Below are 12,586 nucleotides of genomic sequence, written 5' to 3'. Positions count from 1 at the left end.
TCTCACCTGTGGATGAGAATGTGATCCATGCAGCTCCCCGATCAACTTCGCCGGCTGATCGACCAGAACGCCTCCTGGTCGTCCGATCACGAAGGAGCCAGCGGCACCGCCCTGAGGGTCAGGTCAGGGTCGAAGGTCTTCTACGTCAAGCACGGCCCCCTCGCCAGGGCCGAGCACCTGCGGCTGCGCTGGCTCCATGGACGCGTCCCCGTTCCCGAGGTGGTCGCCTTCCACGACCCCGTTCTCGTCCTCGCCGACGTGGGGGCTCCGTCCCTGGAGACCGCGGCGCCGGCCGACATGGGCGCCGTGCTGGGCCGGACCCTGCGCATGCTGCACGAGCTGCCCGTCGCCGGCTGCGCGTTCGACGGCCGGCTGCCGTCGGTGCTCGACCGCGCCGCGGCCAACGTCCGTGACGGCCTCGTCGACCCGGACGACTTCGACGCCGACCATCTCGGGCTGACCCCTGAGACGATCTACGACCGGCTCCTGGCCGCCCGCCCACGGGATGAGGACCTCGTCGTCGCGCACGGGGACTACACGCCTTCCAACGTGCTGCTGCCCGCCTCGGGAGAGCCCGTCGTCATCGACGTGCCGGCGCTGGGTGTGGCCGACCGCTACCGCGACCTCGCCATCGCCCACAGAGACCTGTCCGAGGACCACGGCCCGGCGGCATGGGAGGAGTTCGTCTCCGCCTACGGCCTCGTCGACCGCATCGACGAAGAGCGGCTGTACTACTACCGGCTGCTGGACGAGCTCCTCTGACGCGGGCCGGCGAGGTCTCAGCGGGCGTCCAGCAGGTGGACGGCGTCGCCGTAGATGTCCGGGCTGCGATCCACCTCCTCGACGAAGTCGCGCGGGAAGCCCAGCTCGAACTCCACCGCCGACTCCAGCCGCCGCACCGCCTCCTCCGGCAGCGCCAGCCCCGACGCGCCCAGGCTGTCCTTGAGCTGCTCGGCGCTGCTCACCCCGAGGATCGGATGCACCCCGCGCGCCAGCACCCACGCCAGCGCCACCTGCGAGGCCGTGACCCCCAGCTCGACGGCCACCTCGACCGCCGCCTGCGCCGCCGCCCGGTCCCGCTCGGTCAGCGAGTCGGGCGACACGCGCGAGGCCCTCGCGCCGGGGACGTTGTACCTGCCGGACAGCACGCCGCGCTCCAGCGCCCCCCAGGCCGCCACGCTCATCCCGAACGCCTGCGCCATCGGCAGCAGCTCCCGCTCGATGTCGCGCCGCAGCAGGCTGTACGGCACCTGCAACCCGGCGAACGGCGTCCATCCGCGCCACTCGGCCAGGGTGTTCGCCCGGCTGGTCAGCCAGGCCGGGGCGTCCGAGATGCCGGCGTAGAGGATCTTCCCGGCGCGGACCGCGTCGTCCAGCGCGCGCATCGTCTCCTCGATCGGGGTGTGCCGGTCCCACACGTGCACCCAGTAGAGGTCGATGTAGTCGGTCCGCAGCCGACGCAGGCTCTGCTCCAGCGACAGCACGAGGTTCTTGCGGTGGTTGCCGCCGGCATTGGGGTCGGTGCGGTCGCGGGTGGGGGTGTACTTGGTGGCCAGGACGAACCGGTCGCGGCGGCCCTGGAGCAGCTCTCCGACGACGTTCTCGCTCTCGCCGTACATGGAGGCCGTGTCGACGACGTTGCCGCCGGCGTCGGCGTACAGGTCGAGAACGCGCCGGGCCTCCGCCGACGGCTCCTGGAAGGTCATCGCGCCGAGGAAGAGGTCGGAGACCCTGAGCCCGGTACGGCCCAGCAGACGGTAACGCATGTAAGAAGGCGCCTTTCGGTGTGAGAAGGGGGTGGTGGCTCCGGCCGCGCGCAGCGCCCTGTCCACGGGTCCCAACCTGCCGCCGCTGCCGTGGCCGAGGGAGACCGGGCGAAGGCTGGCCCTGGCAGGGCCACGATAGGCGGTGACGGTCCCCGTACACTCGGGGGCTGTGAGCGACAACGAGCTGGGGGCGTTCCTGCGCGCCCGCCGCGAGGCCGTCAAACCCGCCGACGTCGGGCTGCCCGACGGGGCGCGGCGGCGCACGCCGGGGCTGCGCAGGGCCGAGCTGGCCACCCTGTCCGGGGTGAGCGTCGAATACCTGACCAGGCTGGAGCAGGGCCGCGACCGCAACCCGTCCATGCAGGTGCTCGGCACCCTCGCCGACGCGCTGCGCATGAACGCCGACGAGCGCAACCACCTGCGCACCCTGTCCAAGACGCTCAACGGCAGCGCCGCGCTGTGCACCGCGGCGAATCAGGAGCCCGTCCGCACCGTGCGGCCCACCGTGCGCGCGCTGCTCGACCGGCTGGAGCCCACCCCCGCCGTGCTGCTCAACCGCCTGGGCGACGTGCTGGCCCGCACCGGCGGCTACGAACGGCTGTTCGGGCCCGTCGGGCTGCTCGACGGCGAGACGCCCAACGTCATCAGGTACGCCTTCACCGACCCGCGGGCCAGGGCGGCCTTCCCCGATTGGGAGCGCATCGCGGACGAGCACGTCGCGGCGCTCAAGCTGGAGCTGGCCCACGACGACGTGTTCACGCCGGGGCTCATCTCCGAGCTGACCTTCGCCGGGGGCAAGGACTTCGCCGACCGCGTGGCCGGGCCGCCCTCGCCGGCCGTGGTGGCCCGGCGGCTGCGGCTGGCGCATCCGGAGGCGGGCGAGCTGCGGCTGGCGTGCGAAGTGCTCGACCTGTTCGACGACGGGCAGCGGATCCTCACCTATCTGCCGGGTGACGCGGCCACCTCGGCGGCGCTCGACCGCCTCACGGGCCGCCTCCCCGGCGCCCTGCGCGCGGTCAACGGCGGCTGACCACCGGGGGCCGGTTCGGCTACGGACGGCAGGCCGGTCACAGGTCGGCGACGAAGTCCAGCGCGACGGCCCAGGCCCGCTCGGCGGCCTGGGCGTTGTGGTCGGGCAGGTCAGGATCGGTGAACAGGTGGCCGACGCCCGGATAGCGGAAGACCTCCACGTCGGCCCGCGCCCGGCGCATCAGGATGTACCAGGCGTTCAGCCAGTCGACGGGTTCGTAGGTGTCGGGGTCGGCCACGTGCAGCTGGACCGGCAGGTCGTCGGCCGAGACTCCGTCGGCCAGGTCGGAGGTGCCGTGCATCAGCAGCAGCCCCCGGGACCGCTCGTCGCTCAGGGCGAGGTTCTGCGCGATCGCCGCGCCGAGCGAGAAGCCCGCGTACACCAGGCCGTCGGCGGACAGCGGGGCGGCCGCGGCCACGGCCCGCTTCAGCAGCTCGTCGCGGCCGATCTCCTCCTTGATCGCGATCCCCTCCTCGGGGGTGTCGACGACCCGGCCGTCGTACAGATCGGGGACGTGCACCTCGTGACCCGCCGTCCGGAACCGGTCGGCGGCCTGGTGGACGGCGGGCCGCAGGCCGTACATCGAGTGCAAGAGGAGAATCCGCGCCATGCGCGCAGCTTAGCCAGCCCTCGCGGTCAGGGTGGCCAGGGCGGCGTGGCACGCCGCTCCTAGGGCGCGGTGCGGTAGAACTCGGCGGCGGTGACGGTGGCGGGGACGCCGAGCTCGGCGGCGACCGCGGTGATCGCGCCGGCGCCGACGGCGAGGTCGGCCTGGCCGTCGGTGGTGAAATACGGTGCGATGAACGTCTCGTAGTGGGCTCGGGCCTCGTCCGCGGTGTGCCCTCCCAGGAACGTCCGCAGGTGCCGCACCGTGAGGTCGGGTTCGTCGTGGATCACCCGCAGGGCGCGCCGGTGGGCGCGTACGACGGCCTGGACCGCGGGGTCGTCCGGGTGGAGGTAGGTGGGGTCGACCGCCACGCCCACGGTGGGGATCTGGAAGTGGTCGCCGACCCAGGCCGGCACCCGCCAGCCGTGCTCGGCGGCGACCGCCTCCGGCGCCATGGTGCTGCCGACCAGGGCGGCGTCGATCTCGCCGGCGCGCAGCCGGCGCAGGTCCATGCCGTAGTCGCCGGGCGGGCGGACGATGGCGTGCAGGTCGCGGTCCGGGTCGAGGCCGGCCCGGCGCAGCACGATCCGGGCGAAGCAGCCGGGTGCGGTGCGCGGGGCGTGCACCGCCAGCCGCCGGCCGGCCAGGTCGGCCAGGGAGGCCAGGCCGGAGCGGGCCAGGAACCAGAACAGCGGGCGATGGGTGTTGACGTTGAGCGCGACCCAGGGGACGCCGTCGGCCAGCCGGGACAGCAGTGACCGGCCGAGCCCGATGGTGGCGCAGTGACGCAGCCGTTCGTCGTCCCAGGAGCAGCCGTCGCGCAGCGCGACGTGGACGCCCTCGTCGGCGTAGTATCCCTGCTGGTCGGCGAGGTAGGCGACCAGTTCCTCGTGCAGGCCCCGCCCGACGTAGGCGAGATCGATCATGTACATGAGCGCAGTTTCCTTGGTCGTGTGGCGTCAGTACATGGCCATCCCGCCGTTGACCGCGGCCGTGGTGCCGGTCATGAAGGCGTTGTCCTCGGCGGCGTAGAAGGCGACCGCCTGGGCCACGTCGCCCGGGTGCGCCAGGCGGCCCAGGGGGGTGGCGGCGACCTGCCGCCGCCTGATCCCCTCGTCGAGCACGGCCGCCATGCGGGTCTCCTCCACCGGGCCGGGCTCGACGACGTTGACCGTGATGCCCAGCGGGCCCAGCTCCTGGGCGAGGTAGCGGGCGAACTGGGCCAGCGCGGCCTTGGCGGTGCCCAGTGCGATCATGCCCTCCCGGGGCCGGCGGCTGAGGCCGGTGCCCAGGTAGATGATGCGGCCCCAGCGCCGTTCTGTCATGGCGGGCAGGACGGCCTTGGTGACCGCGAACGCCGCACGCATCTCGTCGTCCAGCTTGCCGCCCAGCTCGGCCCACGTCATGTCCCGGAACGGCTTGATCGCGTACGGGGTGAGCGCGTTGTGCACGAGCACGTCGATGCCGCCCCAGACCTCCCGGACCCGCTTGATCATGCTCTCGACGGCCGCCGCCTCGCGCACGTCGGCCTGCGCGGCCATGGCCCGGCCGCCCGCGGCCTCGATGCCGGCCACCACCTCCTCGGCCGCCGTGCCGCTGCGGAGGTAGTTGACCACCACGCGCATCCCGCGCGCGGCCAGCAGGCGCGCGGTGGCCTCGCCGATCCCGCGGCTGGCCCCGGTCACCAATGCCACCCTGCCTGTCGCCCCAGTCACGAGCCCACCTCCTGCTCGTCTTCGCGGGCCGTCGGACCGACCGCCCCGCTGAGCTGGTGTTATGGGCCGGTCTTCATGGCGGCTCCTCACTCCTACGCTACCAAGGCACGCTTTCCTGGCGCTTGGGGCCACCACCGGCCTCGTACTCGGGCAGTGCGGCCGGGGTGGTCGCCGGGCGCATGGTCAGGACCAGTACGGCCAGCCCGGCGAAGATGATCGCGGCGACGACGCCGGTGACGTGCACGCAGGCCGTGAACGCCTCCCGCGCGGCGTGCAGCAACTCCGCGCCCTGGTCGGCGGGAAGGTGCTCACTCGCGGCGACCGCGCCGGCCAGCGAGTCGGACGTGCCGTCCATCCGGTCGCGGTAGACCACCGCGGCCACCACGCCGAGCAGGGCGAAGCCGAGCGAGCCGCCGAAGTAGTTGCCGGTCTCCGACATCGACGCCGCCGAGCCGGCGCGCTCCGGCGGGACGGACCCGACGACCAGCCCGGTGCCCAGCGCGAACAGCGGGCCGGTGCCCAGCGCCAGTACGGTGATACCGATCATGACCAGCGGCAGGGCGGCCGCACCGCCGGCACCGACGCCGACCAGCAGCAGGCTGCCCAGCGCCGACACCACCAGCCCACCGGCGATCGCGGCCGGCTGCTTGATCCGCCGGGCCAGCGCCGGCGCGGCCATGGTGCCGACCGCCACGCCCAGGCCCATGGGCGCGAACAGCACCGCCGACGCGACCGGCGAGAAGCCCAGCACGCTCTGCAGGTACTGGGTCACCAGCAGGCCCGTCCCGGCCATGGCGATGCCGGCGAAGACCAGCGCGACGATCACGGCCGTGAACGGGCGCTTGCGCAACAGCCGCAGGTCCAGCAGCGGGGACTCCAGCCGCAGCTGCCGGCGGACGAACAGCCACCCGACGGCCACGCCCGCGACGAGGGCCAGCGCCGGCACGACCGGCACGCTCTCGGCGGTCAGCTGCTTGATGCCGTAGACGATCAGGAGCACCGCCACGAGCGACAGCCCGACGCCGGCCAGGTCCAGCCGGCCGGCCTGGCCGCCGCGGAACTCCGGCAGCAGGACCGGCCCGGTGAGCAGCAGCAACGCCATGGCCGGCACGGCGACCAGGAACACCGACCCCCACCAGAAGTGCTGGAGCAGGAACCCGGCGAGCACGGGCCCGAGCGCGCCGCCGGTGAACTGGCAGGTCGCCCAGATCGCGATGGCCTGCCCGCGCTGCCGTCCGTCGGGGAACATGTTGGTGATCAGGGCCAGGGTGGACGGCGCCAGGGTCGCACCGGCGACCCCCAGCAGCGCCCGCGCCACGATCAGCGTCAGCGGGCCGGCCGCGAAGGCGGCCACGACCGACAGCACCGCGAACGCCGCCGCGCCGATCATCAGCAGCCGCCGGCGGCCGATCCGGTCGCCGAGCGTGCCCATGGTGATGACCATGCCGGCCACCATGAACCCGTAGCTGTCACTGATCCACAGCTGCTCGACGTTGGTGGCGCCCAGGTCGGCGCTCAGCTGTGGCAGCGCGAGGAGCAACGCCGTCATGTCCATCGCGACGAGCAGTGTCGGCAGCATGAGGACGCCCAGTCCCAGCCATGCCCGGTTGACTCGCATATCCGAAACTCCCTGTTCTCTCGATGTTTCGCCGGGTGGTCGAAGCGGACGGGAGCTTCTTGACATCGGTACGGAAGAAAAAAGTTCAGGCGGGGATGTCAAGGCGGCGGCGACGGCTCCGACCAAACCGGTGAAAGGGCCCGGCTAGGCTCGCGAACCACGAGGAGGACAAGATGAAGTTCCTGATCAGCATGCACATCAACCCGGCGGTGCTGGACGCGCTGACCGACGAGGAGAAGGCGGCGATCGGCGACGGCCACGGCAGGTTCATCGAGGCGCTGAAGAAGTCCGGCGAGCTGATCCTCACCCAGGCGCTGGTCGACCCGTCACAGGCCGCCGTGGTGTCCGTGCGCAACGGCCAGCCGGTGGTGACCGACGGCCCTTTCCTGGAGTCGAAGGAGTATCTGGGCGGCTTCTACCTGGTCGACTGCGAGAACAAGGAGCGGGCGATCGAGCTGGCGGCGCAGATCCCGGACACCGCGATCGAGGGGCTGGGGGTCGAGGTGCGGCAGGTGATGTTCTCTGACGGACAATTGGAGGCATGACAGCTCCAGCCATCGAGGGCCTGCTGCGTGAGCTCACGCCGCAGGTCCTCGGCGCGATGGTCCGCCGGCACGGCCAGTTCGAAGGGTGCGAGGACGCCGTGCAGGAGGCCGTCCTCGCCGCCACCGTGCAGTGGCCGGCCGAGGGCGTGCCGGACAACCCGCGCGGCTGGCTGACGACCGTCGCCTCCCGGCGGCTCATCGACCAGGTGCGCAGTGACCACGCGCGCCGCGGCCGGGAGGCGGCGACGGCCACCGAGGTGGCGCCCGAGGACGTACCGGACACCGACGACTCGCTCGTCCTGCTGTTCCTGTGCTGCCATCCGACGCTGACCCCGGCCTCCCAGACCGCCCTGACGCTGCGCGCGGTCGGCGGCCTGACCACGGCCGAGATCGCCCGCGCGTTCCTGGTGCCGGAGGCCACGATGGCGGCCAGGATCAGCCGGGCCAAGCAGCGCATCAAGGCCGCCGGCAGCTCGTTCGGCCTCCCGGACGGCGCGGACCGCGAGGAGCGGCTGCGGGTCGTCCTGCACGTGCTCTACCTGATCTTCAACGAGGGCTACACCGCCTCCTCGGGCAGCGAGCTGCACCGCGCCGACCTCGCGCGCGAGGCGATCCGGCTGGCCAGGATGGTGCACGGGCAGCTGCCCGACGACGGCGAGGTGACCGGGCTGCTCGCGCTGATGCTGCTGTCGCACGCCCGCCGGGACGCCCGCACGACCGCGGCCGGCGACCTGGTGCCGCTGGACGAGCAGGACCGTACGAAGTGGGACCGCGGGCTGATCGACGAGGGCACCGAGCTGGTCAAGGCGTCGCTGGCCGGGCCGGCGCTGGGGCCGTACCAGCTGCAGGCCGCCATCGCCGCCACGCACGCCGACGCGGGCACGGCGGAGGAGACCGACTGGCGGCAGGTGCACGCCCTCTACCTGATCCTGGAGCGGATCGCGCCCAACCCGATGGTCACCCTCAACCGGGCGATCGCGCTGGCCGAGATCGAGGGCCCGGCGGCCGGGCTGGCCCTGCTGTCCACCCTGGACGGCGACGAGCGGATGGCCGGGCATCACCGGTTGCTGTCCGTACGGGCGCATCTGCTGGAGAAGACCGGCGACCCGGCCGGGGCGTACGAGCACTACCGGCGCGCCGCGAAGTCCACCGCCAGCATCGCCGAGCAGCGCTACCTGGAATCCCGGGCCGGCCGGCTGAAGATCTAGCATCGATATCCGGATCGATATGACGGGATGCCCCATATCAATATTGGACGTCCGCGGAGGTTTCTGATCTTCTCTTCGGCATGACCCGACCTCTCCCACTGCGACTCGCGGTGGTCGCGACCTTGACCGCCTCCACGCTTCTGAGCGGCCCCGCCCATGCGGCGGGCGCCTCTGACCTGGCCAAGACGCTGCGGGAGCTGGAGAAGTCCTACAACGGGCGCATCGGCGCGGTGGGCATCGACCTGGGGAGCGGCAAGACGGTCGGCTACCGGGCCGACGAGCGTTTCCCGTTCAACTCCATGTTCAAGGTGTTCGCGTGCGCGGCGGTGCTGAACAAGGCCCGCGCCGGCGACCCCGGGCTGATGGACAGGGTGATTCGCTGGAAGCCCGCCGACATGGCCGAGCTGACCGGCAACTCCCCCGAGACCACCGAATACACCGACACCGGCATGACACCCGCGCAGCTGTGCCGCGCCGGGATCACCAAGTCCGACGGCTTCGCGGGCAACACGCTGCTGAAGCAGATCGACGGGCCGCGCGGGCTGACCGCGTTCTTCCGCGCCGCCGGTGATCGGACGAGCCGCCTGGACCGGCCGGAGCCCGGCCTGACGGAGTGGAAGCCCGGCGAGGAGCGCGACACCACCACCCCCGCGGCGGCCGCCCGGACCTTCACCGGGCTCACCACCGGCAAGACCCTGCACGCCCTCGACCGGGAGCGGCTGGTCGGCTGGCTGAAGGCCAGCCTCACCGGCGCGAACCGGATCCGGGCGGGGCTCCCCAAGAACTGGACGGTCGGCGACAAGACCGGCACCGGCGGCGCGAAGAACTACGGCACCGCCAACGACCTGGCGATCGTCTGGACACCCGGATCGAAGGCGCCGATCATCCTGTCGGTGTTCACCAACCGCACCGTCAACAACACCCCGAACGACGACAAGGTGATCGCCTCCACCGCTACCGCGCTGGCCAAGGCCCTCGGCAGGTTGTGACCGCCATCTTCTGAGGCCGGCGCGCCCCGGCTCACAGCCGCCTGGTCCAGTCCAGTTGAGCGAGCAGGTCCTCCTCGCTCGGCGGAACGCTGCTCTCCAGGTGGGCCGGGACCTCGGCCCCGCTGAGCCGGGCGCTGTTGGCCATGTTCGCCTCCACGCGAGGGCGGCGGAGCGATTCGTACAGCGCGAGGGCCCGCTGCGGGGTGCCGGTGTCCCGTAGCGCCTTGGCCAGGACGACGGCGTCCTCCAGAGCCATGGAGGCGCCCTGCCCGGTGGCGGGCGAGGCGGTGTGGGCGGCGTCGCCGATGATGACGGCCCGGCCGGTGTGCCAGCGGGGCACGTCGGGCAGGTCGTGGGAGTTGGTCACCATCAACCGGTCGCCGGTGGCTTCGACGATGCCGACGGCCGGGGTGTCGTCGCCGCGCAGGAGCGGGAGCAGCTCGTCCCGCCAGTGCGCGGGCGTGCCCTCGGCGATCTCGCCGGGGGTCAGCTCGGGGCCGAACACCCGGGCGAACCAGTACGTCTCCCCTGCCGGAGAGACCATGTAACCGAACGCGGTGGCGCTCCCTCTGATCATCTCGATGCGCGCGGGCACGGTCGGCGGGGCGGCCTCGGCGCTGTAGCCGTAGAAGACCCGCTGGCCGATGTAACGCGGCCGGGCGCCCGCGGGGTTGAGCACCGTCCGCAGCGCTGAGCCCAGCCCGTCGGCGCCGACCAGCACCTCGGCCCGCTCCGAGCCGCCGTCGCCGAAGCGCGCGGTGACCCCGTCGCCGTCCTCCTCGTACGACTCCAGCCGTCTCCCGTGCTGGATGGGGATGCCCCGACGGCGCACCTCCGCCTGCAGCACCCGGCACAGGGCGGCCCGGCGCAGCGAACGGTACTGGGTCAGCGGGTCGTCGCGCCCGTTCAGCGGGGCGGTTCTGAGCTCGGCGCCGTTGGCGTCCGTGAGTCGCAGCGACGTGATCGGGAACCCGCTGTCGGCGACCACGCCCGCCGCGCCGAGCTGCGCGAGGGCCGTCATGCCGTTGTGCGCGATGGTGAGGAAGGCGCCGATGTCCGCGGTGCTGTCGGGGTGCGCCTCGTACACGGCGACCTCGAACCCGGCCTGGTGCAGGGCCAGCGCCACCGCGTTGCCCGCGATGCCGCCGCCGATGACCATGATGTCCGTCATGTCAGTCCTCCGCTGTCGCGCCCTCATCGAACCATGATGTCCCCGCTTTGACGCCGGCGAGCCGGCCGTGATGGCCGGTCGCGGTCAGCGCCTGCCGGCCCGGGCCAGCGCGGCCTCAGCCTGGGCGGCCAGGGTGGCGACCAGCTCGGCCGCGGGGGGCAGGTCGTCGATGAGGTCGACGGCCTCGCTCGCCCACCGCGGCAGGGCGGGGATCTCTCCTCGTGCCACGGCGTCCTGGTATTCCCGCCGGGCGTTCGGGGCGGCCGCGAGCTCGTCCTCCCTGCCCCGCCAGCCGTCGAGGAACGGGTGGCCCAGGGTGCGCGCGGTGTACTTCGCCGGCCACCGCGAGCCGCGGGCGATGTCCAGCACCCTGTTGCGCTCGGTGTCCTCCCCGCGCCCCTCGACGATCGCCTTGGCGGTCGCGGGGTCGACCAGGGCCTCGGCCGTGGCCTGAAAGCGGGTGCCGAGCAGGGCTCCGGCGGCCCCCAGCGCCAGGGCGGCCGCCACGCCGCGGCCGTCCGCGATCCCGCCGGCCGCCAGCACCGGCACCGGCGCCGCCAGGTCCACCACGACCGGCACGAACGGCAGCGTGGAGCGCCCGTGCCGGGCTCCGTGCCCGCCGGCCTCGGTGCCCTGCGCCACGATCACGTCGGCGCCCAGATCCACCGCCCGCCGGGCCTCCTCCATATCGGTGACCTGGAGGATCAGCGCCGCGCCCGCGCCGCGGACGCGTTCCGCGAACGGGCCGGGGTCGCCGAAGGAGAACATCACCGCCGCCGGATCGTGCTCCAGCGCCCGCGCCACCACGCCGTCGTCGATCGCCCACGTCTGAAAGCCGATGCCCCAGGGCTTGCCGGCGCTTTCGCCGGCCAGGATCGGCAGCTCCCGGGCCAGCCAGTCGTGGTCGCCGTTGCCGCTGCCCAGCAGCCCGAGGCCGCCGCCGCGCGAGACCGCCGCCGCCAGGGCGCCACCGGCCGACCCGCCCATCGGGGCCAGGGCGATCGGATGCTCCACTCCGAACAGTTCCGTGAACGCCGTCGACAATCCCATAACCGCAGTCCTCACCTCGCTCGCACGGTCACCACCCGACGGGGCCGAGGCGATCGATGAAGATCCCGGTCGGCCCGTCGGCGTCGATCGTCGCCAGCCTAACGATCGAGTCGGTCCCCTCGGTGACGGTCAGCTGACCGGTGTGATGGTTCATGTCGGTGGCGGCGAACTTGCGGTTGGCGACCTCTCCGGGAGTGGCGACGTTGAATTTGATCGCCGGGAGGGCCTGGGCGTACCGGACGGTGATCATGTTCAGCGCCGCCTTCGACGAGCTGTACGCGAGCTCGTGCATCTTCGAGACGGGCTGCTCCGGATCGGTCACGACCGCGAACGAACCGCCACCGCTGGACACCATCACCACCCGCGGGTGCTCGGCCGCCTGCAGCAGGGGGAGGAAGGCGTGCGTGACCCGGATCGGCCCGTACACGTTGGTGTCGTAGACGGCGTGGATCTCGTCGGCCGTCGCGTCCGCGGGCGTGACGATCCGTCCCGGCGCGCCGGCGTTGTTGATCAGCACGTCCAGCCGGTCGGTGTGCTTGCGGACGAGGCGTACCGCGTCGCTCACCGACTCGTCCGAGGTCACGTCCAGGGGGACCATGACCACGTTCGCGCCGCCGTCGGCCAGCTTGGCGGCGGCCGCCCGTCCCCGGCCCTCGTCACGCGAGCCGAGGAAGATCGTCCAGCCCAGCTCGCCCAGCCGCCTGGCCGCCTCGAGACCGAGTCCCTTGTTGCCTCCGGTGATCAGCACCGAGGTCTGCTTCGAGTTCGTCATGCCCTCTGAGACGATTTGCCCGGCTCGGCTGTGACACGGTGTGATCGTCCTCACAGCCGGAGCCCGTCACGGGCCGTTGATCCAGACGAAGATGCGGCGTGACCCGCCAGCCGCT

General features: G+C 72.6%; 13 protein-coding genes. 5 read left to right on the top strand and 8 right to left on the bottom strand.

Features of this window, described 5'->3' with window-relative positions:
- The first annotated feature begins 27 nt into the window (after positions 1-27).
- A complete protein-coding gene (locus ABZS69_RS59485) occupies positions 28-762 on the top strand; it encodes an aminoglycoside 3'-phosphotransferase (protein WP_355391420.1) in 735 nt (244 codons plus the stop codon).
- A gap of 17 nt (positions 763-779) precedes the next feature.
- On the opposite strand, the gene ABZS69_RS59480 is transcribed toward ABZS69_RS59485, so the two are convergent.
- The gene (locus ABZS69_RS59480; protein WP_355391417.1) at positions 780-1,766 is read right to left on the bottom strand and encodes an aldo/keto reductase; all 987 of its coding nucleotides are present in this window, start codon (positions 1,764-1,766) and stop codon (positions 780-782) included.
- A 169-nt stretch (positions 1,767-1,935) separates the two neighbouring features.
- On the opposite strand from ABZS69_RS59480, the gene ABZS69_RS59475 reads away from it, so the two are divergent.
- A complete protein-coding gene (locus tag ABZS69_RS59475; protein ID WP_355391414.1) occupies positions 1,936-2,796 on the top strand; it encodes a helix-turn-helix transcriptional regulator in 861 nt (286 codons plus the stop codon).
- Positions 2,797-2,833: 37 nt separating this feature from the next.
- Here the strand turns inward: ABZS69_RS59475 and ABZS69_RS59470 are convergent, their stop codons facing one another.
- The 4 genes from ABZS69_RS59470 to ABZS69_RS59455 form a co-directional block, all read right to left on the bottom strand.
- Positions 2,834-3,406, bottom strand: coding sequence for a dienelactone hydrolase family protein (locus ABZS69_RS59470; RefSeq protein WP_355391411.1), 573 nt, complete (start codon positions 3,404-3,406; stop codon positions 2,834-2,836).
- Positions 3,407-3,465: 59 nt separating this feature from the next.
- On the bottom strand, positions 3,466-4,335 hold the full coding sequence (locus ABZS69_RS59465) for an ABC transporter substrate-binding protein (protein WP_355391408.1): 870 nt from the start codon (positions 4,333-4,335) through the stop codon (positions 3,466-3,468).
- A gap of 27 nt (positions 4,336-4,362) precedes the next feature.
- Positions 4,363-5,088 (bottom strand): SDR family oxidoreductase, encoded by a 726-nt coding sequence (locus tag ABZS69_RS59460; protein ID WP_355391405.1) that lies wholly within the window; start codon positions 5,086-5,088, stop codon positions 4,363-4,365.
- A gap of 127 nt (positions 5,089-5,215) precedes the next feature.
- A complete protein-coding gene (locus tag ABZS69_RS59455; protein WP_355391402.1) occupies positions 5,216-6,736 on the bottom strand; it encodes an MFS transporter in 1,521 nt (506 codons plus the stop codon).
- 173 nt (positions 6,737-6,909) lie between these two features.
- On the opposite strand from ABZS69_RS59455, the gene ABZS69_RS59450 reads away from it, so the two are divergent.
- From ABZS69_RS59450 to bla, 3 genes are all read left to right on the top strand, one after another.
- The gene (locus ABZS69_RS59450) at positions 6,910-7,281 is read left to right on the top strand and encodes a YciI family protein (protein ID WP_355391399.1); all 372 of its coding nucleotides are present in this window, start codon (positions 6,910-6,912) and stop codon (positions 7,279-7,281) included.
- On the top strand, positions 7,278-8,489 hold the full coding sequence (locus ABZS69_RS59445) for a DUF6596 domain-containing protein (RefSeq protein WP_355391395.1): 1,212 nt from the start codon (positions 7,278-7,280) through the stop codon (positions 8,487-8,489). The genes ABZS69_RS59450 and ABZS69_RS59445 overlap by 4 nt, the downstream gene beginning before the upstream one ends.
- A gap of 80 nt (positions 8,490-8,569) precedes the next feature.
- Positions 8,570-9,478 (top strand): class A beta-lactamase, encoded by a 909-nt coding sequence (gene bla, locus ABZS69_RS59440; protein ID WP_355391392.1) that lies wholly within the window; start codon positions 8,570-8,572, stop codon positions 9,476-9,478.
- Between the two features lie 31 nt (positions 9,479-9,509).
- Here bla and ABZS69_RS59435 read toward each other — a convergent pair whose 3' ends face one another.
- From ABZS69_RS59435 to ABZS69_RS59425, 3 genes are all read right to left on the bottom strand, one after another.
- Positions 9,510-10,649, bottom strand: coding sequence for an FAD-dependent monooxygenase (locus ABZS69_RS59435; RefSeq protein WP_355391389.1), 1,140 nt, complete (start codon positions 10,647-10,649; stop codon positions 9,510-9,512).
- Positions 10,650-10,733: 84 nt separating this feature from the next.
- Positions 10,734-11,699, bottom strand: a complete 966-nt coding sequence (locus ABZS69_RS59430) for a nitronate monooxygenase (RefSeq protein ID WP_355391386.1) — start codon at positions 11,697-11,699, stop codon at positions 10,734-10,736.
- A gap of 28 nt (positions 11,700-11,727) precedes the next feature.
- Entirely contained in the window at positions 11,728-12,471 is a 744-nt protein-coding gene (locus ABZS69_RS59425; RefSeq protein WP_355391383.1) for an SDR family NAD(P)-dependent oxidoreductase, read from the bottom strand.
- Positions 12,472-12,586 lie beyond the last annotated feature (115 nt).

This window comes from Nonomuraea sp. NPDC005650, assembly GCF_040605375.1.
Lineage (GTDB): Bacteria > Actinomycetota > Actinomycetes > Streptosporangiales > Streptosporangiaceae > Nonomuraea.
The sequence above is the reverse complement of the archived record's forward strand: the minus strand, read 5'-3'. Positions and strand labels throughout refer to the sequence as shown.

What these genes read in the sequence shown, in the direction of transcription:
- bla (WP_355391392.1), top strand. Translation starts at nt 8,570, where the DNA reads ATGACCCGACCTCTCCCACTGCGACTCGCGGTGGTCGCGACCTTGACC.
- ABZS69_RS59470 (WP_355391411.1), bottom strand. Translation starts at nt 3,406, where the DNA reads ATGGCGCGGATTCTCCTCTTGCACTCGATGTACGGCCTGCGGCCCGCC.
- ABZS69_RS59435 (WP_355391389.1), bottom strand. Translation starts at nt 10,649, where the DNA reads ATGACGGACATCATGGTCATCGGCGGCGGCATCGCGGGCAACGCGGTG.
- ABZS69_RS59480 (WP_355391417.1), bottom strand. Translation starts at nt 1,766, where the DNA reads ATGCGTTACCGTCTGCTGGGCCGTACCGGGCTCAGGGTCTCCGACCTC.
- ABZS69_RS59430 (WP_355391386.1), bottom strand. Translation starts at nt 11,699, where the DNA reads ATGGGATTGTCGACGGCGTTCACGGAACTGTTCGGAGTGGAGCATCCG.
- ABZS69_RS59465 (WP_355391408.1), bottom strand. Translation starts at nt 4,335, where the DNA reads ATGTACATGATCGATCTCGCCTACGTCGGGCGGGGCCTGCACGAGGAA.
- ABZS69_RS59425 (WP_355391383.1), bottom strand. Translation starts at nt 12,471, where the DNA reads ATGACGAACTCGAAGCAGACCTCGGTGCTGATCACCGGAGGCAACAAG.
- ABZS69_RS59450 (WP_355391399.1), top strand. Translation starts at nt 6,910, where the DNA reads ATGAAGTTCCTGATCAGCATGCACATCAACCCGGCGGTGCTGGACGCG.
- ABZS69_RS59455 (WP_355391402.1), bottom strand. Translation starts at nt 6,736, where the DNA reads ATGCGAGTCAACCGGGCATGGCTGGGACTGGGCGTCCTCATGCTGCCG.
- ABZS69_RS59445 (WP_355391395.1), top strand. Translation starts at nt 7,278, where the DNA reads ATGACAGCTCCAGCCATCGAGGGCCTGCTGCGTGAGCTCACGCCGCAG.
- ABZS69_RS59485 (WP_355391420.1), top strand. Translation starts at nt 28, where the DNA reads ATGCAGCTCCCCGATCAACTTCGCCGGCTGATCGACCAGAACGCCTCC.